Source organism: Streptomyces sp. NBC_01352, assembly GCF_036237295.1.
GTDB classification, from domain to species: Bacteria; Actinomycetota; Actinomycetes; order Streptomycetales; family Streptomycetaceae; genus Streptomyces; species Streptomyces plumbiresistens.
This window is the reverse complement of the sequence record NZ_CP108354.1, coordinates 10,070,005-10,087,379: the sequence shown is the minus strand read 5'-3', so window position 1 is coordinate 10,087,379 and position 17,375 is coordinate 10,070,005. Positions and strand designations below refer to the sequence as shown.

The following is a 17,375-nucleotide window of genomic DNA, read 5'->3' as shown; positions in this document are numbered from 1 at the left end:
CCACCGGGCTGATTAGGCCGTGAGGCCGGCGCGCTTTCACATGCGCTGGCTTTCCGCTTTCGAGTGGTTCAGGGTCACAGCCATTCCTGGTTGGCCGGTCGCACTTTGTCCAGTGCCTCGCGGATCTTCTGGCCGATTGTGATGAGGCGTGATTCCGGGAGGCGGCTGGTGGGCCCGGCGACGGCGATCGCGGCGCGTGGGGTGACCGCGACGGCGACGCACGAGATGCCTGCCTGCTGGCTGTCCAGGTCGAGGGCGAAGCCGTGATGCTTGGCGTCGGCAATTTCCTGTGCGTGGCGTTCCCACCTGCCCGGGTCGTCGGCGCGGACCAGGTGGGCGAGGTCGGCGTCGGCTGCGAGCAGGGCGTGGCCGAGCGCCTCGCCGATCAGTGGCTTTCGCTCGCCGGGCCGGACGGCGAGGTGCAGGGGCTGGTCCGATTGCACGGCGTCCACGCACAGGTAGTCGGTGCCGGTGGCGAACGCGAGGAAGGTGGACTCGCCCGATGCCTGGCTCACGTTCTTGAGCACGGGCCGGATGCGGGCGCGCAGGGCGTGTTCTGCCTCGGCGTCCAGGCGCAGCAGGCGGTTGAGCTTGCCGGTCAGCCGGTAGGCGGCGCCCTTCTTGTCCTGGGTGATGTAGCCGAGCCCTTCGAGGGAGGCGAGCAGATTGTGTGCGGTGCTGCGGTTGAGGCCGGCGCCGTCGGCGAGTTCGCTCAATCGCGCGCCTTCGGGATGCGTCGCGATGCGTTCCAGCAGGTCGAAGGCCCGCTGCACGGACTGGAGCACGCGGCCGGATGCCGTCTCAGATTCCATAATGTTGAACTCTAGCAGATCCTGTGGCCTGATTGTTTGACATTGTGCTCTCGCGGAACCAAGGTGGTGACCGAGGGCGCGTCCGTAGTGGACGCCGCATCAGCGGCCGTATCGGCCGGCCCCCACCCATCCCCCCGCAAGGAAGAGACACAGTTATGGCACGCGTCATCCTCATCACCGGCTCGAACCGCGGCATCGGCCGCGAGCTCGCCGCCCAGTTCGCCGCGGACGGCGACACCGTGCTGCTCAGCGCCCGCAACGGCGATGCCGCAGTTGAGGCAGCCGCAGAGATCGGCGGCGACACCCACCCGGTCCAGCTCGACGCCTCGGACCCGGCGAGCATCAAGACCGCGGCGCAGAAGGTCGAGGCCGAGCACGGCCGTCTTGACGTGCTGGTCAACAACGTCGGTGGCATCTTCGACTACGCCCAGCAGGCATCCACCGCCGACCTCGGCATGGTGCAGGAAGCACTGGAGATCAACCTCTTCAGCACGTGGCGTGTCACCCAGACCATGCTGCCGCTGCTGCGCAAGGCGCAGGGTGCCCGCATCGTCAACGTGTCCAGCGAGGCCGCGTCGCTGGCGCGCATGGGGGCGAGCACTCCTGCTTACGGCGCGTCCAAGGCGGCTCTGAACGCGCTGACCCGTTCGCTGGCCGCGGAGCTCGCCGAGGACGGGATCACCGTTCACGCCGCGAGCCCGGGCTGGACGGCGAGTGATCTCGGTGGTGAGGGCGGCCGTCCCCTCGCGGAGGGCGCGGCCAGCATCAAGCACGTCGTCAACCTGCCCGCCGAGGCGGGCACCGGCGCCTTTTACCAGGACGAGCAGATCCTGCCCTGGTAACACCCGATGCGCAGGGTCAGCACCGAGAATGCGGTCCTGGCCCTGCCGCCCTTTCAAGGGCGGGGCGCCGGCGGTCGGCGACCGGAGAAGCCCCCGCCCGCACCCCGAAGGCGCGGAGACCATGACGGACAACTCACCCGCACATTCACACACGTCCAGCCAGAGCCCCGCGCGGGAGCTCTCCCGGCCACTGGTGCCGGTGTTGTGGCTCGTGCTCATGGCGTCGCCGGTGGCCGCCGCGAACAACGCGACGGTGCTCATCCTCGACGACATCGGCACCGCGCTGGACACGACCGCCGCGACCGCTTCCTGGCTGGCCACCGTGTTCGCGCTCGTCCTGGCGGTTGCGACACCGCTGCAAGCCGCGCTCATGAGGCATCGCGGCAGGCACACGGTGCTCTTCACGAGCGCCGCGCTCGTCGCCGCCGGCACGCTCTTCGTCCTGTTCTCGCCCTGGCTGCCCCTGGCCGTGGCCGGACGGGCCACCCAGGCCGCCGGCGGAGCCGGCCTGAACGTGCTCGCCATCGCCCTGGCCGGCAGCGCCCGCAGGATCGGTGCCATCAGCGCCGGGATGGGGCTGTTCGGTGCGGTCAGTCCGCTGATCGGCACCCAGCTCACCGACGTCCTGTCGTGGCGCGTCGCGCTCTCCATGCTGGCGATCACGCTGATCGCCGTACCCGCCGTCAGCCGCCGCGCCGCACCAGGCGCAGCCGGCACAGACCGTTTCGACGCGTGGGGCGCGCTGCTGGTCGCGGTGCTCTCCGGAAGCGTCGTGATGGTCGCCTCGAACCCGCTGCCGGCCCTGGCAGCGACGGCGATCTCGATCACCCTGCTCATCATCCATACGCGCCGCCGCCCCGACGGTTATGTGCCGATGACGACAATCCGGTCCACGCGGTTCCAGACCGCCACCTGCCTGACACTCGCTCTCTCCGCGGGGTACTTCACCCTGCTGTTCGTCATACCCCAGCTGCTCATCACCCGCGCCCACTGGACCAAAGACGCCGCCGCCACCGGACAGCTCATCGCGATGGTCCTGGCCTCGCTCACCACCCTCGGATTCACCTCCATCGCCGCCCGGTTCTCCCGCACGAACGTACGGATCGTCCTCGTCGCAGCCGGGACCGTTGCCGTACTCGCCGCGGTCCTCGCGAGTGCGCCGGTTCTCCTGCTGGCCGGGATCTTCCTGGCGCTGTTCGCCGCGACCTCGGCCAACGCCACCCAGGTCATCGCGGCCACAGCCGCCGTGCCCGAACAGGACAAGCCGACAGCGATCGGACTGTTCACCCTGCTCTACCTCCTCGGCGGCGCGATCGGCCCCGCGCTCGCCTCCGCACTGGTGCTCTGAACGCAAACGGCAGCCGACATTGCGCGTCACGGGCCCGTCCGACACGGCGCCGGCACACACACCCGATGCCAACCCGCAGGGGCGCATCCGCGCCCCACCTGACAGGTGGGGCCAGGACTCACCCGAACTCACACAACAGGAAGACGCCATGCGCACAATCCTCTGGAAGCGTTCGTCCGCCCGTGTCCTGAAGGGCGTACCCGTCACGTTTCTCGCGGCGGGACTGCTCGTCGCCGGTTCCCACACGGCGACCACCGCTGTCGCCGCCACCCCCACCGCCCACCACGTGGCCGTGCAGGACAAGGTCATCACGCTGCCCGGCGCCACCTCCGCCGAGGGCATCGCGGCGGGCAAGGGCACGACCTTCTACGCGGGTGACCTCTACGCCGGCGACATCTACCGCGGCGACATCCGCACCGGCACCGCGGAACGCTTCATCGACGCCCCCGCCGGCCGGGCGGCCGTGGGGATGAAGGTCGACACGCGCCACGGTCTGCTCTTCGTCGCCGGTGACAAGAGCGGCCAAGCGTACGTGTACAGCACCTCCACCGGTGCGGAGGTAGCCACCCTCCAACTCGCCACCCCCGGCACCACCAGCCTCATCAACGACGTGGTCCTCACCGCGGGCGGCGCCTGGTTCACCGACTCCGCGCAGGCAAAACTCCACTTCGTGCCCGTCAGCAAGCAGGGCACCCTGGGACAGGTCCGCACCCTCGACGTCACCGGCCCGGCCGCCGAGCTGAGCGGCGAGTACAACCTCAACGGGATCGAGGCCACGCCCGATGGCAAGACGCTGATCGTCGGTCACTTCGCGAACCAGCGGATCTACACCATCAACCCGGACACCGGTGCCTCCACGGTGATCAAGGGCGTCAAGGCACCCAACGCCGACGGTCTCGTGCTCCACGGCCGAGATCTGTGGGTGGTGCAGGGCTTCGACAACAAGATCTCCCGCTTCAAGCTCAGTGGCGACCTGCGCAGCGGCACCCTCGGGAAGGAGATCACCAGCCCGGCCTACGGCGTCCCGGCGACGGCGGCGCGCTTCGGCCACCTGCTCGCCGCGGTGAACGCCCACTTCGACACCCGCCCCACGCCGCAGGACCCGCCCGCCTCACCCACCTACGAAGTGGTCGTCACCAAGTCCTGACCCGACCACTACGCATGAGGCCGCCGCCGCGCAGCAGAATGCCGCACGGCGGCGGCCGCCGCTGTCGGTCACCCGGTCGAACTTTCCCGCGGCGCGGATGACGGTGGAGCGGTCGACGCCGACAGCAGACCGGGAACCGCGTGCGGGAGATCGCGCTGCAGATGGGCAAGCCCAGCATCAGCCGATGCGAGACGGAGTCCCTCGGCACCGCCCACCACGGCTCCGCCAACTCGGTATCAGTCCTGGCCTCGCTCGCGACCCTCGGATCTACGTCCATGACCGCCCGGATCTCCGGCGGATCGTCCGCGGAGCAGCCCGGACCCTTGCGGTACTCGCCGAGCCCTCCTCCAACGCCACCCAGGTCATCGGGGCCAAGCCTCTGTGCCCGAGCAGTGTTCACCCCCCCCTCTGCCCCCTCGGCGCCGCGATCGGCCCCGCGTCGGCCTCCGCACTGGTGTTCTGCTCGCTGCACAGCCCGAAATCAGCGCCCTGAACTCACGGTGATCCCCGAAAGGAACTCAGCATGAAAGCAGCAGTCATCGTCCGCACCGGACCGGCGGACGAACTCACCTACGCCGATGTGGAGCTCCCGCAGACCGGGCCGCACGACATCCGGGTGAAGACGGCCTTCGCCGCGGTCAACCCGGTCGACATGTGGACTCGACGAGGCATCCCCGGACTCGCTCTCACCTTCCCCGCCGTGCTCGGCTGGGATGTCGCGGGAACCGTCGACGCCGTCGGTTCAGAGGTTTCCCGGTTCCGGGTGGGCGACCGGGTGATGGGCGTGGTCAAGCAGATGACCCGGCTCCACGGAACCTACGCGGAATTCGTCAGCGCACCGCAAGAGCTCTTCGCCCCGGTACCCGCCGGGCTCAGTCTGGAGACCGCGGCGCCCCCGTAGAGTCCCCCAGCACACCCACCAACCGCGCTGGACAGCAGCGGGCGCATTCCCTCTCTTTGATGTTGAGCAGGCAGCTGGCCTGAAACTGATGTGCCGGTCGTTGAGCAGGGAGGACGACGTCCCCGGCCCTGATGTGGTTTGGGCCTCCGAGTGGAGCTCGGCGCCCAGGTAGCGGGAGTTGTTCCATAAGGCCGGTGTTGAGGACCAGGCCGAGGGCGGCAAACTGGTCCTCCCAGACCTCGCGGTACGCCGGCGGATATCGTCCCGGCCACCGTGGCAGATGGCGCAGACCAGGCCGTGGCAAGATTTTGCGGCGATGCATCGTCGCCACTGGGCCTCGTGGAAGCGGTCGCGGTTCATTGTCGCTCAGCGCTCGTCCGCGCCCGGTTCGGTACTCCTCCAGTAAGGACGCCGTCCGCCCGAGGCGCCTGCACCAACTGGGCCGCCCTCGGACATGGCGGCGGCCTGGCCGAGGCGTCGGTGTGCTGCGCCTTCCACGCTACGACACATAGCCCGCGGGGTGGGGGGTCGAGCTTGTACCCCCTATAAATGCGACCTGCCACGCCGAGCGCAGAAGCGGTTTCCTGAAATCGCGCCTCGGTCACGAGATCACCAACCGTCGCGCCCTTTCCTCCATCGATCGAGTATGAGGTCGCCTCCATGGAACGTCGCAAAGCGCTCGGACTGATCGCCGCTACCGGCGCCGCCACCGCCGCCGCCTCCGTCGCGGCTGTGCCCTCCTTCGGTGCGGAGACGAGCCGCGCCGCGGGCGCTACAGGACAGGGCGAGGCCACGGAGAAAGGCGGCTACACCTTCGCGCTGGACAAGAACGTCAAGCGGTCCTCCGTGCGGTTCAAGAACCGCTACGGCATCGAGGTCGCTGCGGACCTCTACGTGCCGAAGAACGCCAGGGGCAAGCTGCCCGCCCTGGTGGTCAGCGGCCCGATCGGCGCGGTCAAGGAACAGTCCTCGGGGCTCTACGCCAACGAGTTCGCCCGTCGCGGCTACGTCGCCCTGGCCTTCGACCCCTCCTTCTCCGGGGAGAGCGGCGGCACGGTGCGCGACGTGGCCTCGCCGGACATCTACACCGAGGACTACAGCGCCGCCGTCGACTTCCTCGGCCTGCAGAAGATCGTCGACCGCAAGCGGATCGGCGCGCAGGCCGTCTGCGGCTTGAGCGCTATGGCGCTCACCGCGGCGGCTGCAGACAGCCGTATCAAGGCGGTCGCCACCGCCTCGATGTACGACATGTCGCGCAGCATGTCCCGCGGCCACAAGGACTACTACACACGTGAGCAGCGCCAGAAGGTCGTGGACCACCTCAGCCGGCAGCGCTGGATCGACGCCAAGAACGGCACCTACGCGCGACTCTCACACGAGGTCCCCTTCGACGACAACGGCAACGTCGCCCCCACAAACCGCGTCCTTCCCGAGACCCTCCCGGCAGACGCCGACCCGATCACGGCGATCTTCTTCGACTACTACCGGACCGACCGCGGCTACCACCCGCGCTCGATCAACTCCACCACCGCATTCACCGGCACCACGCCGATGTCATTCTTCGCTTTCCAGCTGGCGACGAACATCGACATGCTGGCACCCCGCAAGGCCCTCCTGGTGGCAGGCGCCGACGCGCACTCCCGTTACTACTCCGAGGACATCCAGGCCAAGGCGCCCGACACCATCGACCTCGTAATCGTCCCAGGCGCGGACCACGTCGACCTGTACGACCGCAAAGACCTCATCCCCTTCGACAGGTTCGACGAGTTCTTCACCAAGAACCTCGCCTGACCGAAAGCGCCCCCGACAGGCCGGTACCACCACCGGCCTGTCGGATGAGCCCCCACGGCGGAAGCGGCCCCTCGGAAACGGATACAGGGCCCGCCCATCGACCGGCCCGGGTGGAAGCGGTCGCGGGATCCCCCTCGGTGGTCCGGGCCTTCGACCCCAGATCGTGGTGGGCAGCGGTGGCGCGATCCTGAACATCCTGTCCGGCCTGTCATGGGTCAGCTTCCCGGAGGCCGGCGCCTACTGCGCCGCCAAGTCCGCACAGTGGGTGCTCTCCGGAAGTATCGTGATGGTCGCCTCGAACCCGCTGCCGGCCCTGGCAGCGACGGCGATATCGATCACCCTGCTCATCATCCATACGCGCCGCCGCCCTGACGGTTATGTGCCGGTCGCCACGATCCGGTCGGCGAGGTTCCAGACCGCCACCTGCCTGACACTCGCTCTCTCCGCGGGGTACTTCACCCTGCTGTTCGTCATACCCCAGCTGCTCATCACCCGCGCCCACTGGACCAAAGACGCCGCCGCCACCGGACAGCTCATCGCGATGGTCCTGGCCTCGCTCACCACCCTCGGATTCACCTCCATCGCCGCCCGGTTCTCCCGCACGAACGTACGGATCGTCCTCGTCGCAGCCGGGATCGTTGCCGTACTCGCCGCGGTCCTCGCGAGCGTGCCAGTTCTCCTGCTGGCCGGGATCTTCCTGGCGCTGTTCGCCGCGACCTCGGCCAACGCCACCCAGGTCATCGCGGCCACAGCCTCCGTGCCCGAACAGGACAAGCCGACAGCGATCGGGCTGTTCACCCTGCTCTACCTCCTCGGCGGCGCGATCGGCCCCGCGCTCGCCTCCGCACTGGTGCTCTGACACGAACCGCAGCCGACATTGCGCGTCACGGGAGCGCGGTGACTCGCGCGGTGTTACGAGCGGTTCCGATCACCTCGAAGCCCGACACGACGAGGGCGCGGGCCGCCTCCTTCGTCTTGCGGTCGCCGAGTCTATGCCATTATGATCGTAATTTAATTGCTCGAGGGAGCCCATCAGCAGGCGCAGCCGGTGCGCCGCCACAGCGCCCTTCCCACATCGCGAGGAGCTTTTCATGGACCTCTCCACCAGCACCGCCCTCGTCACCGGAGCCAACCGGGGCCTGGGCCGGGCCCTCGCCACCGAGTTGCTCAGCCGCGGCGCCACGGTCTACGCCGGCGCCCGCAACCCCGACCAAGTCGACCTGCCCGGCGCCAAGCCGATCGCGATCGACATCACCGACCCCGCCTCCGTCGCGGCCGCAGCCAAGGCCACCGGCGACGTGACCGTCCTGATCAACAACGCAGGGTCCTCCACCGGGGCCGATCTACTGGCCGCCGGCCTGAACGACATCCACCTGGAGATGGACACCCACTACTTCGGCACCCTCTCGGTGGTCCGGGCCTTCGCACCCCAGATCGCAGCGGGCGGCGGCGGCGCGATCCTGAACATCCTCTCCGGCCTGTCCTGGTTCAGCTTCCCGGAGGCCGGCGCCTACTGCGCCGCCAAGTCCGCTCAGTGGTCACTCACCAACACCCTGCGCCTCCAACTCGCCGACCAGCACATCCGCGTCGCCGGCCTGCACGTCGGCTACATGGACACCGACATGGCCCGGGCCGTCGACGCGCCCAAGTCCGACCCCGCCGACATCGCCCGCATCGCCATCGACGGCATCGCCGCCGGCGCCTACGAGATCCTCGCGGACGACGCCGCCCACCAGGCACAGGCCGCACTGTCGGGGGGCGTCTCGACGCTCTACCCCCAGCTTCCCTGAAAACCAGCGGCCGGGTATCCACCCAGTCCACTGAGCACCAGAACCAACGGCACAGACCGAGGGCGTGCGCTCAAAGCAGGCCGGGCTCGCGGGTGGCGTGGTGACACCGCTACAAAATTTCCCCATCGTCCGCTTCGCTGTCCTGCCCACGCTCCCCAGCGACGCCTCGCCCCCTGGCAACCCTCGCCATCGCGGCCCCTCTCCTGAAACACCGCACCAATGAGACACCGCACCAAGTAGTCCATCACATAAGGGAGTCACCGAAATGAACCGCTTCACCGGCAAGACCGTCCTCGTCACCGGCGCAGGCTCCGGCCTCGGCCGCGCGATCGCGCTCGCCTTCGCCGCCGAGGGCGCATCCGTGGTCGCCGCGGGACGCACCGCGGCGTCCCTGGAGGAGACGGTCGGTCTCATCGAGGCCGCGCACGGCACGGCCGCCGCCGTCACCGCCGATGTCACCGACTCCGGCCAGCTCCAGAACCTCGTACGCGAAAGCGTCACCCGCTTCGGTGGACTGGACATCGCGGTCAACAACGCCGGGATACTCCGCGGCACCGTACCCGTCGGCGAGGTGAGCGAGGAGGACTGGGAGGCGGTGCTGCGGACCAATGTCACCGGCGTCTGGCTGGCCATGAAGCACGAGATCGCCCACATGAAGGAGAACGGCGGCGGCGCCATCGTCAACATCTCCTCGATCCTGGGCGCCCACCTGCGGATCCCGAACGGCGCCGCGTACATCACCTCCAAGGCAGCGGTCTCCGCGCTGACCCGCGCCGCCGCTCTCGACCACATCCACCAGGGCATCCGCATCAACGCGGTCAGCCCCGGCGCCTCCGCCGCTCCCATGTCGCTGCTGCCCGGCGAGACCGAGGCCGACCGTGCCGAGCGGGTTAAGAAAGGCAACCCGCTCGGCCGGGTCGCGGAGGCCGAAGAAGTGGCGGCCGCGGTGCTCTACCTCGCCTCGCCTGTGGCCGGCGCGGTAGTAGGCGCCGACCTGGTCATCGACAGCGGATCCTCGGCCTGACGACTCGTAGGTGTCTGCGGCCCCCTGCCCTGGCAAAACTCCGCCACGACAGGCTGAACGCGAGCCGCATCCCGACCAGAGCGGCCGCACCGCGGTGCCGCCGACGCCAACAGCGGCCTCTGGTCCTCATCGACGTCGACGAACCCGGCCTGGCCGACACCACCACACGGCCGTCCGACACCGGAGCCGAGGCCACCGTCTTCCGCGCCGATCTGAGGAACGCCCGCTCTCTGGGCGACGTGGCCCGGCAGATCGCGCTGGCGGTCGGCCTTCCGGCAGTGCTTGCCAACGTCGCGGGCATCGGCCTCGCCGCCGACGTGCTGGCGACCAGCGACGAGACGGGGGACCGGATCATCGGCGTCAACCAGCGAACTATCCATGGTGGCCGCTGAGTTGGCATGAGCCGGAACTACATCGTGAGTCGCTCGTGGTGGGTGCGGCCTCTTGATACCCCGATGCGGCGCAGCGTGCGTTGGGTGGCCAGCACGGCCGGGTTGGGCCCGACGACGAAGAACGCCCCACGCGCGACCTCCTCCTCGGACAGGGCATGGGCCAGATCGTCTCGGGTGAACCGCCCGGTCCGGACAGTTACGGTGAGGCGACCGCCGCTGAGGTTTTCGTACTCCTTCAGAAGGGTGCCGTAGTAGGCGTCCTCGGGACGGCGGACCGACCAGAGCAGGTGGATGCGCCGATCCCCGCGATGGGCTGAGATCAGACCTAGCAGCGGTGCGACACCTGCGCCCATGCCCACGAGCACGAGCGGTGCACCGACAGGGTGTTCCCGGATACTCTGGTCGAATTGTCCGAACGGCCCTTCCAGGCGTACTGGTGTTCCGGGCACGACGCCGCCGGCCTTGCGGGTGTAGTCGCCGGTCTGCCGGATCGTGAACGTCAGGGTGTCGTGACGATCGTCGGTCGCGGAGAAGGGATGCCATTCCCGGCCGATGCCCGGGTCCTCGAACCGGAGGAAGTAGAAGTCGCCGGGCCGTGACGTCGTCGACGTACGGTCGAGTGTGACCGCCAGCCTGCGGGTCGCCCGGTTCAGTGCGACGTTGTCCTGCACTCTTCCCGTGAGGTAGCTGTCTGGTGCGATCCACTTCTTCCAGACGTAGATACCGAGCACCACCACCGTGTGAAGGTCGAAGAGGACCATGAACGCGAAGTGCTGAGCCACCCGGTCGATCAGGTGGACGTGCAGCCAGATCAGGAGGACGGCGGCCAGGTTGAGCCGATGTATCCAGACCGAGAGCTGGTGCCGGAAGACGAGTTCGAGCCGGCTCTTCACCTTCAGCAGGAGAGGCGACCTGTCGGTCAGCCATCCGCTCATGAACAGGAGCGAATAGCACAACACCGCGAACGCCGCCCAGAACGCCCAGTCACCGAGGTCCCTGGCCCAGGTGCTCGGGGCGAAGGTATTTTCGCGGTGCAGATATGCCGGGATGAGGGCGAGGATGCCGAGCACACCGTGCAGCGCGTAGATGTGCCGCAGCCCTACTGCCCGGTCCAGCCAGGACGGGCGCACACTGAGCAGGATCGCCAGCAGCCACCAGCAGTACGCGACCAGCCCCAGGGATATGTAGAGCCGCATGCTCGTCACGTCCGTGAGCTGGGCGTTCAGCGTGAGCACGAGGGGCAGCGGAAACACCGCGGCAAGGCCCCACAGCAGTAGCGTCCTGGCCATCAGAACCCCAGTCCTTCCAGCCAGGAGTTGACCTGGGTCCGGGTGCCGTCAGGATCGCGGTAGACCTGCTGGCCCTGCCGGGCGTAGCCGTCCAGGACGTCTGCCTGGGGGTAGTAGCGCCCGAGGATTTCAAGTGAGTTGCCGAACTGCGAGCCTTCGTGGGTGACGAAGGGCACGATCCTGGCACCGTTCAGATCGTGATCCCGCATGAAGGTCTGCATCGCCATCGGCTGTTCGCCCCACCAGACCGGGAAGCCGAGGAAGACTGTGCCGTATTGGTCGGTGTCGGGTGTGCCGGGCTTGATGGGACGGTAGAGGCGCTCACTCGCCTCCCGTTGCGCCATCCTGTCGGTCTCGTCGTAGTCGGCCGGGTACGGCTCAGCCGGGACAACCTCGTATCTGTCCCCGCCGACCCGGTCGTGGATGAATCCGGCGACCTGGGCGGTGTTGCCGACTTCGAGGTTGAGGTCGGGGAAGTTCCTGCCGGTCTTGGAATAGAAGACGACCAGGGTCTTGTCGCCCCGCCTTGGTGGTGTGCCCCCGGCGTTGACCGGGGAGATGCCCGGCCAGCCGGGGCCGGACGCGTTCTGCCAGTTCACGGCCAGGAGCCCCGCTGCGGCAGCGGAGCCTGCGCTGATCAGGCCCAGCAGTTTGCGGCGGCTGACGCCGTGCGGATTCATGGCCGACCCCCTCGGCGACACCGACGTACTGCGTCCCATGAGGTGGGGCCGTCGATGGCCTCGCCGCCGCGGTAGGGCCAGAGGTTCGAGCCGCAGAGCCGGATGATGGCATCGGTCGGGGCGGTGATCTCTTCCATACGTACGTCGCCGGGGGCGTGCAGTACTGCAGCGCGCATCGGGTTGCTCCTTTGCGGTTTCGGGTCGGCCACCGAGGCGGCCGGGACGGTTCGTTGCCATGTCCAGGGCCCGGCCCGGTGGACGCGGTGGGGGCGCCGGTGGTCGGCCGTCATCTCACCCGCGTGCCCGAGCGTCCGTTTTGATCGGCACTCTGGGTGCGGTCTTGACGGGTGATAGTTCAGGCGTTCTCGGCCGCGCGCCGACAGCGCTGGCTGAGCGCGATGGCGAAGTCGACCGCGCCGAAGACCAGCAGGCGCGGGCGCGACGTGGACGTGGACGGTCAGCGGTTCGGGGCATCCGCCCCCGCTGCCACCGACCATGACGCGGGCGCTGCGGCCCGCCCGCAGCAGCACCCGGCCCTCCTCCGCCACCAGCCGGTCCGCCGATCTGTCGCCCAGGGTGCCGTAGGTCATGCTGCCGTCGGCGAGGATGCTCAAGGTGGAGCCGAGGACGTCGTCCGGGCCGTCGATGACCTGGGCCACGGCCGCGGGCCGACCGTCCACTACCTCGCCCAGAGCTGCCGCGAGGTGGGGTCCGTCGGACCGATCGACGCGCTGGACGAACACGTCGAGCTCGCCGCCGCAGGTCAGCCCGACAGCGAAGGCGTCATCGTCGGAGTACCCGAACCAGGACCGCTGCGGGGCGCCCCCGACGCGCAGCACCTGTCGGCACAGTTCGTACACGGCGCCCTCGACGCAGCCGCTGGAGATGCTGCCGACCGCGTTGCCCTCCGCGTCCACCGCGTCCGACGTACCCGTGGGCAGGGGTGCGCTGCCCCGAACGTTGACGAGGGTGGCCAGAGTGGAGGGACGAGCTTCGCGGAACCAACGGTTCAGCGTCTCCGCGATGTTCAGCATGGGTGGCTTTCTTCGTGTGGGTCGAGGGGATCAGAGCGACAGGCGGGCTGCCGCCGCCCCCGACGAGGCGGGTACGCGACGGCAGCCCCCCGAGGAGGTCCGACAGCCGGACGGGGGGCCGACTGCCGGACGAGCATGGAGCGCCCCGGGCGACCGGGCCGCTCCTCAGTGGCCCGGGGCGCTCCGGTTCAAAGCAACGCGTCGGCGGTGATGGGCAGTTCGCGGATTCGTCGGCCGGTGGCGTTGAAGACGGCGTTGGCGATGGCGGACGCTACCCCGACCTGGACGATCTCTCCGACTCCCTTGACGCCGAGCGGGTCGGCCTGCATGTCCTCGCCCTCCAGGTAGATCGCCTTGATCTCCGGGATGTCGGCATTGACCGGGACCAGGTAGCCGGCAAGGTCGGCGTTGACGATCCGGCCGTCACGGTGGTCGGTGACCGTGTGCTCAAGGAGCGCCTGCCCGATGCCGCCGACCATGCCGCCCAGCGCCTGGCTGTCGGCGAGCTTGGGGCTGATGATGCGGCCGCAGTCGTACACGCCGAGCATCCGCCGCACCCGCACCAGCCCCAGCGTCGCGTCCACCCCGACCTCGGTGAAGACCGCGCCGTAGGAGTAATACGAGTGCCGCTCGGGATCCTGTGGCCCGGACCACGAGCCGTCGGCTTCGAGGTGGGTGAGGTTGTTGCGGATCAACAGCCGCTGGTAGGTCTCGCCACGGGCCGGGTTGCCCTGCATGTGCAGGCGCCCGCCGCGCACGACGATGTCCTCGGCCTTGGCGCCGTACAGGGGTGATGCCTGGTCCTCGACGGCCAGTTTGATCGCCTGTCCGCGGATCTTGTTGCAGGCGTCGAGGTTGGCGGAGCCGACGCACATCATGGTCATGGAGCCGCCGTGCGGCGGGGTCTGCGGATACAGGGAGTCGCCGAGCCGGAAGGTCACCGCGCGCACGGTCAGCCCGAGGGCGTCGGCGGCGACCTGGGTCTGGGAGGTGTAGGTGCCCGGGCCCATGTCGCTGGCAGCGGCCTCGACCACCGCGGTGCCGTTCGCGTTCAGGCGGGCCCGTGCGTGCGCCTCCATGTTGTTGGGGTCGTACACGGCCGCGGCCATGCCCAGACCGATCAGCCAGTCGCCGTCACGCCTCGCGCGGGGTTTCGGGTTGTGCCGGTGCCAGCCGAACTCCCGGGCGCCGACGGTGTAGCACTCGCGCAGCCGGCGGGTGGACCAGGGCAGGCTGTTCGACTCGTCCTCGGCCGGTTCGTTGCGCAGGCGCAGTTCGATCGGGTCGATGCGGAGGCGGTGCGCGAGTTCGTCCATGGCCGACTCGATGGCGAAGGAGGCGTTCGCGAAGCCCGGACCGCGCATCCAGATCGGGCTGTTCACATCCAGGGGCACCTTGCGGTACGCCTGGCTGACGTTCGGTGTGCTGTAGAACATCTGGCCAGCGAGCATGATGGCCTCTTCGAACGTCTCGTACGACGAGGTCTCCGCGTCTATCTCGTGGACCGTGGCCTTCAGGCGGCCCCGCTGGTCGCTGCCCAGGCTCAGCCGGTACTCGTAGGAGGGCCTGAAGCCGGTGCCGAAGTACATCTGTTTGCGGGTCAGGACCACCTTGACCGGACGTTTCATCTCGCGGGCGGCCAGCGCGGCGACGACCGTGTGCGGCCAGCAGCGCAGTCCGCTGCCGAAGGCGCCCCCGACGAAGGGGTTGATGACCCGCACGGAGTCCAGCGGCACATCGAACACCGTGGAGAGTTCCGTCTGGGTGCCCACCACCCACTGGGTCTTGTCCCATACGGTGAGCTTGTTGCCGTTCCAGCGGGCGATGGTGGCGTGCGTCTCCATCGGGTTGTGGTGATTGCGCGCCATCCGGTACGTCAGGTCCATCCGTACCGCCGCCTCGCGCAGGCCGGCCTCGGCGTCACCGCGCGCGTACTCGGTCGGCTCGCCCGCCTTGGCCTCGGTCAGGTCGGTCGAGGGCTGCTCGGCTTCATAGCGGACCTTCACCAGGCTCGCGCCGTGCTGCGCGGCCTCCAGCGTGGTGGCCACCACGACGGCGACCGGCTGGCCGTGGAAGAGGACCTTGTCGTCCTGGAAGACCCGCAGACGGCGGCCGGGCAGGTTGTTCGACCCAGGGTTGTCGCGGTACGGCAGCTTCGGCGCGTTGCCATGATGGATCACGCGCAGCACGCCCGGATGGGCTTCGGCATCACGTGTGTCGACGCCGGTGATACGGCCGCGTCCGATGCTCGCGTCGACGATGACCGCGTGCACCACCCCGTCGACGTCGAACTCGGCGGCGTACCGCGCCTTGCCGGTGACCTTCAGCCGCCCGTCCACCCGGGACAGCGGCGCACCCACGGCTGCCTGGGGCTGGGGGCTCACTTTGTACCTCCTACGATGCGCAGCTGACGTTCTACGGTCCGCTTGAGCAGCGCGACCTTGAACCGGTTGTGGTCAAGGGGACGTGCCCCGTCGGCGGCTCGCTCGGCGGCGGCTGCCCACAACGACTCCGAGGGACGCTCACCGACCAGGTGCTTCTCGACGGCGGGCAGCTTCCACGGCACCGTGCCCACGCCCCCGGCGGCGACCTTCGCCTCCCGGATCACCCCGCTGCGGATGTGCAGCGCCACGGCGGCGGAGGTGAGGGCGAACTCGTACGACTGCCGGTCACGCACCTTCAGGTAGCCGGACTTCAACGGGCGTGGCAGGGCGGGGATCTCCACTGCCGTGATCAACTCGCCCTTACGCAAGGCCTGTTCACGGTTGGGGGTGTTGCCGGGCCGCAGCAGGAAGTCGGCGAAAGGCGCCGTGCGCTCCCCGTCCGGGCCCAGCAGGTGCACGGTCGCCTCCAGCGCCGCGAAGGCCACCGCCACGTCGGACGGGTGCGTGGCCACACACACGTCGGAGGTGCCCAAGATCGCATGCATGCGGTTGAAACCGTGCAAAGCGGCACAACCCGAGCCGGGCTCACGCTTGTTGCAGTCGGCGCTCACGTCCCGGAAGTACGTGCAGCGGGTGCGCTGCATGATGTTGCCGCCGATGGTCGCCATGTTCCGCAGCTGGGCCGACGCGCTCAGCTCCAGCGCCTCGGAGACGACAGGGAAGAGGGAGCGCACTTTGGGGTGGGCAGCGCTCTCGGCCATGCTCACCAGCGCGCCGATGCGCAAGCCCCCACGCTCGGTGACCCTGATGTCGCGCAGTGGCAGGTCGCTGATGTCGACCAGGGTCTCGGGGCGCTCGACCGTCTCGCGCATCAGGTCGACGAGGGTGGTGCCGCCGGCGATATAACGACCGCCGCGACGGCCCGCGTTGAGGGCCTCACGGGTATCTGCGGCCTTCATGAAGGAGAAGGGATGCATGTCAGCGGCTCCTTACTTCCGGCCGGCGGTCTGCTCGACCGCGCGCACGATCTTCACGTAACAGCCGCAGCGGCAGATGTTGCCGCTCATCCACTCCCGGATCTCCTCCGGCGAACCGGTATGCCCCTCCTGGATGCAGCCGACCCCGGACATGATCTGGCCGGGCGTGCAGTAGCCACACTGGAAGGCGTCCTCGTCGACGAACGCCTGCTGCAACGGGTGCAGTTCGTCGCCCTCGGCCAGGCCCTCGATCGTGGTGACCTCGGCACCCTCCAGACGCACCGCCAGCGTCAGACAGGAGTTCACCCGACGCCCGTCGACCAAAACCGTGCAGGCCCCGCAAGCACCCGCGTTGCAGCCCTTCTTGGACCCTGTCAGGCCGAAGTGCTCGCGCAGCAGATCCAGCAGCGAGGTGCGGTTGTCCACGGTCACGGTCCGCCTGGTGCCGTTGACCGTCAGGGAGACACGGCTCTCAGGCGGGGCCTCGGCGGCGGCCACCTCGTCATCGACGAGCAAGGTGCCTCCGATCACACCGCCCGCAACGACGGCACCACCGACCACGGTGGTGGTGGCGATGAAGGTACGCCGGGTGGGCGCCGAGGAGGGCTCGTCGACTCCGGTGGGGGGAGGAACGGAGGACTGAGGGAATTCAGTAGACATTCGTACGCCTTCACATCACGGACGGATCAGCCGCGCACAGGGCTCTGCGGCAGCTCAAGCGGGAAGTCGTGCAGTACTGGATACGGAACGTGATCGAGCTGCGGTGCTTCAGGAAACCGGCTCAGCCGCGCGTGAGGAAGGTCGTGTCTATAGGGGGCATAAACTCAACCCCCCTCCTGAGCAGGCTCACGACTACCGTCTGGGGCCATGAACCCCTGCCCTCGGCGACCAAGCCGACAACCACTCGGAGATAGCACGCCTACTGGCGTACCGGGTGCGACGCGGCCGACCTTGCGGGTGAAGT

The 17,375-nt window shown here is 68.8% G+C and carries 15 protein-coding genes and 1 pseudogene; 9 read left to right on the top strand and 7 right to left on the bottom strand.

Annotated features, from left to right (window positions below; all coding sequences use genetic code 11):
- Positions 1–74 precede the first annotated feature (74 nt).
- Positions 75–812 carry an IclR family transcriptional regulator gene (locus OG252_RS46280; protein ID WP_329343975.1) on the bottom strand — a complete coding sequence of 246 codons (738 nt, stop codon included), beginning with the start codon at positions 810–812 and terminating at the stop codon, positions 75–77.
- Between the two features lie 155 nt (positions 813–967).
- On the opposite strand from OG252_RS46280, the gene OG252_RS46275 reads away from it, so the two are divergent.
- The 9 genes from OG252_RS46275 to OG252_RS46235 all read left to right on the top strand — a co-directional run bounded on the left by OG252_RS46275 (position 968) and on the right by OG252_RS46235 (position 10,047).
- Complete coding sequence (locus tag OG252_RS46275) at positions 968–1,654, top strand: SDR family NAD(P)-dependent oxidoreductase (protein ID WP_329343973.1); 687 nt, start codon at positions 968–970, stop codon at positions 1,652–1,654.
- A 121-nt stretch (positions 1,655–1,775) separates the two neighbouring features.
- Positions 1,776–3,002 (top strand): MFS transporter, encoded by a 1,227-nt coding sequence (locus tag OG252_RS46270; protein WP_329343971.1) that lies wholly within the window; start codon positions 1,776–1,778, stop codon positions 3,000–3,002.
- A gap of 148 nt (positions 3,003–3,150) precedes the next feature.
- Positions 3,151–4,149: an SMP-30/gluconolactonase/LRE family protein gene (locus tag OG252_RS46265; protein ID WP_329343969.1), complete on the top strand. Its 999-nt coding sequence runs from the start codon at positions 3,151–3,153 to the stop codon at positions 4,147–4,149.
- A 523-nt stretch (positions 4,150–4,672) separates the two neighbouring features.
- Entirely contained in the window at positions 4,673–5,050 is a 378-nt protein-coding gene (locus tag OG252_RS46260) for a quinone oxidoreductase family protein (RefSeq protein WP_329343967.1), read from the top strand.
- Positions 5,051–5,710: 660 nt separating this feature from the next.
- A complete protein-coding gene (locus tag OG252_RS46255; protein WP_329343965.1) occupies positions 5,711–6,841 on the top strand; it encodes an alpha/beta hydrolase in 1,131 nt (376 codons plus the stop codon).
- Positions 6,842–7,004: 163 nt separating this feature from the next.
- Positions 7,005–7,700 (top strand): MFS transporter, encoded by a 696-nt coding sequence (locus OG252_RS46250; RefSeq protein WP_329343963.1) that lies wholly within the window; start codon positions 7,005–7,007, stop codon positions 7,698–7,700.
- A 232-nt stretch (positions 7,701–7,932) separates the two neighbouring features.
- On the top strand, positions 7,933–8,631 hold the full coding sequence (locus tag OG252_RS46245) for an SDR family oxidoreductase (protein WP_329343962.1): 699 nt from the start codon (positions 7,933–7,935) through the stop codon (positions 8,629–8,631).
- 265 nt (positions 8,632–8,896) lie between these two features.
- Complete coding sequence (locus OG252_RS46240) at positions 8,897–9,655, top strand: SDR family NAD(P)-dependent oxidoreductase (protein ID WP_329343960.1); 759 nt, start codon at positions 8,897–8,899, stop codon at positions 9,653–9,655.
- A 239-nt stretch (positions 9,656–9,894) separates the two neighbouring features.
- Positions 9,895–10,047 (top strand): hypothetical protein, encoded by a 153-nt coding sequence (locus OG252_RS46235; RefSeq protein WP_329343958.1) that lies wholly within the window; start codon positions 9,895–9,897, stop codon positions 10,045–10,047.
- A gap of 17 nt (positions 10,048–10,064) precedes the next feature.
- Here OG252_RS46235 and OG252_RS46230 read toward each other — a convergent pair whose 3' ends face one another.
- The 6 genes and pseudogenes from OG252_RS46230 to OG252_RS46205 form a co-directional block, all read right to left on the bottom strand.
- On the bottom strand, positions 10,065–11,336 hold the full coding sequence (locus OG252_RS46230; protein WP_329343956.1) for a ferric reductase: 1,272 nt from the start codon (positions 11,334–11,336) through the stop codon (positions 10,065–10,067).
- Entirely contained in the window at positions 11,336–12,016 is a 681-nt protein-coding gene (locus tag OG252_RS46225) for a flavodoxin (RefSeq protein WP_329343954.1), read from the bottom strand. Before OG252_RS46225 ends, OG252_RS46230 begins: the two co-directional genes overlap by 1 nt.
- 376 nt (positions 12,017–12,392) lie before the next feature.
- Positions 12,393–13,050 (bottom strand): annotated as a pseudogene (locus OG252_RS52495) (XdhC family protein); the annotation flags it as partial.
- Positions 13,051–13,238: 188 nt separating this feature from the next.
- Positions 13,239–15,434, bottom strand: a complete 2,196-nt coding sequence (locus tag OG252_RS46215) for a xanthine dehydrogenase family protein molybdopterin-binding subunit (RefSeq protein WP_329343950.1) — start codon at positions 15,432–15,434, stop codon at positions 13,239–13,241.
- Positions 15,431–16,411 carry an FAD binding domain-containing protein gene (locus OG252_RS46210; RefSeq protein ID WP_329343948.1) on the bottom strand — a complete coding sequence of 327 codons (981 nt, stop codon included), beginning with the start codon at positions 16,409–16,411 and terminating at the stop codon, positions 15,431–15,433. The genes OG252_RS46215 and OG252_RS46210 overlap by 4 nt, the downstream gene beginning before the upstream one ends.
- A 12-nt stretch (positions 16,412–16,423) precedes the next feature.
- The gene (locus OG252_RS46205) at positions 16,424–17,071 is read right to left on the bottom strand and encodes a (2Fe-2S)-binding protein (protein WP_329343946.1); all 648 of its coding nucleotides are present in this window, start codon (positions 17,069–17,071) and stop codon (positions 16,424–16,426) included.
- Positions 17,072–17,375: the final 304 nt, after the last annotated feature.

What these genes read in the sequence shown, in the direction of transcription:
- OG252_RS46225 (WP_329343954.1), bottom strand. Translation starts at nt 12,016, where the DNA reads ATGAATCCGCACGGCGTCAGCCGCCGCAAACTGCTGGGCCTGATCAGC.
- OG252_RS46265 (WP_329343969.1), top strand. Translation starts at nt 3,151, where the DNA reads ATGCGCACAATCCTCTGGAAGCGTTCGTCCGCCCGTGTCCTGAAGGGC.
- OG252_RS46210 (WP_329343948.1), bottom strand. Translation starts at nt 16,411, where the DNA reads ATGCATCCCTTCTCCTTCATGAAGGCCGCAGATACCCGTGAGGCCCTC.
- OG252_RS46255 (WP_329343965.1), top strand. Translation starts at nt 5,711, where the DNA reads ATGGAACGTCGCAAAGCGCTCGGACTGATCGCCGCTACCGGCGCCGCC.
- OG252_RS46275 (WP_329343973.1), top strand. Translation starts at nt 968, where the DNA reads ATGGCACGCGTCATCCTCATCACCGGCTCGAACCGCGGCATCGGCCGC.
- OG252_RS46245 (WP_329343962.1), top strand. Translation starts at nt 7,933, where the DNA reads ATGGACCTCTCCACCAGCACCGCCCTCGTCACCGGAGCCAACCGGGGC.
- OG252_RS46280 (WP_329343975.1), bottom strand. Translation starts at nt 812, where the DNA reads ATGGAATCTGAGACGGCATCCGGCCGCGTGCTCCAGTCCGTGCAGCGG.
- OG252_RS46260 (WP_329343967.1), top strand. Translation starts at nt 4,673, where the DNA reads ATGAAAGCAGCAGTCATCGTCCGCACCGGACCGGCGGACGAACTCACC.
- OG252_RS46240 (WP_329343960.1), top strand. Translation starts at nt 8,897, where the DNA reads ATGAACCGCTTCACCGGCAAGACCGTCCTCGTCACCGGCGCAGGCTCC.
- OG252_RS46205 (WP_329343946.1), bottom strand. Translation starts at nt 17,071, where the DNA reads ATGTCTACTGAATTCCCTCAGTCCTCCGTTCCTCCCCCCACCGGAGTC.
- OG252_RS46270 (WP_329343971.1), top strand. Translation starts at nt 1,776, where the DNA reads ATGACGGACAACTCACCCGCACATTCACACACGTCCAGCCAGAGCCCC.
- OG252_RS46230 (WP_329343956.1), bottom strand. Translation starts at nt 11,336, where the DNA reads ATGGCCAGGACGCTACTGCTGTGGGGCCTTGCCGCGGTGTTTCCGCTG.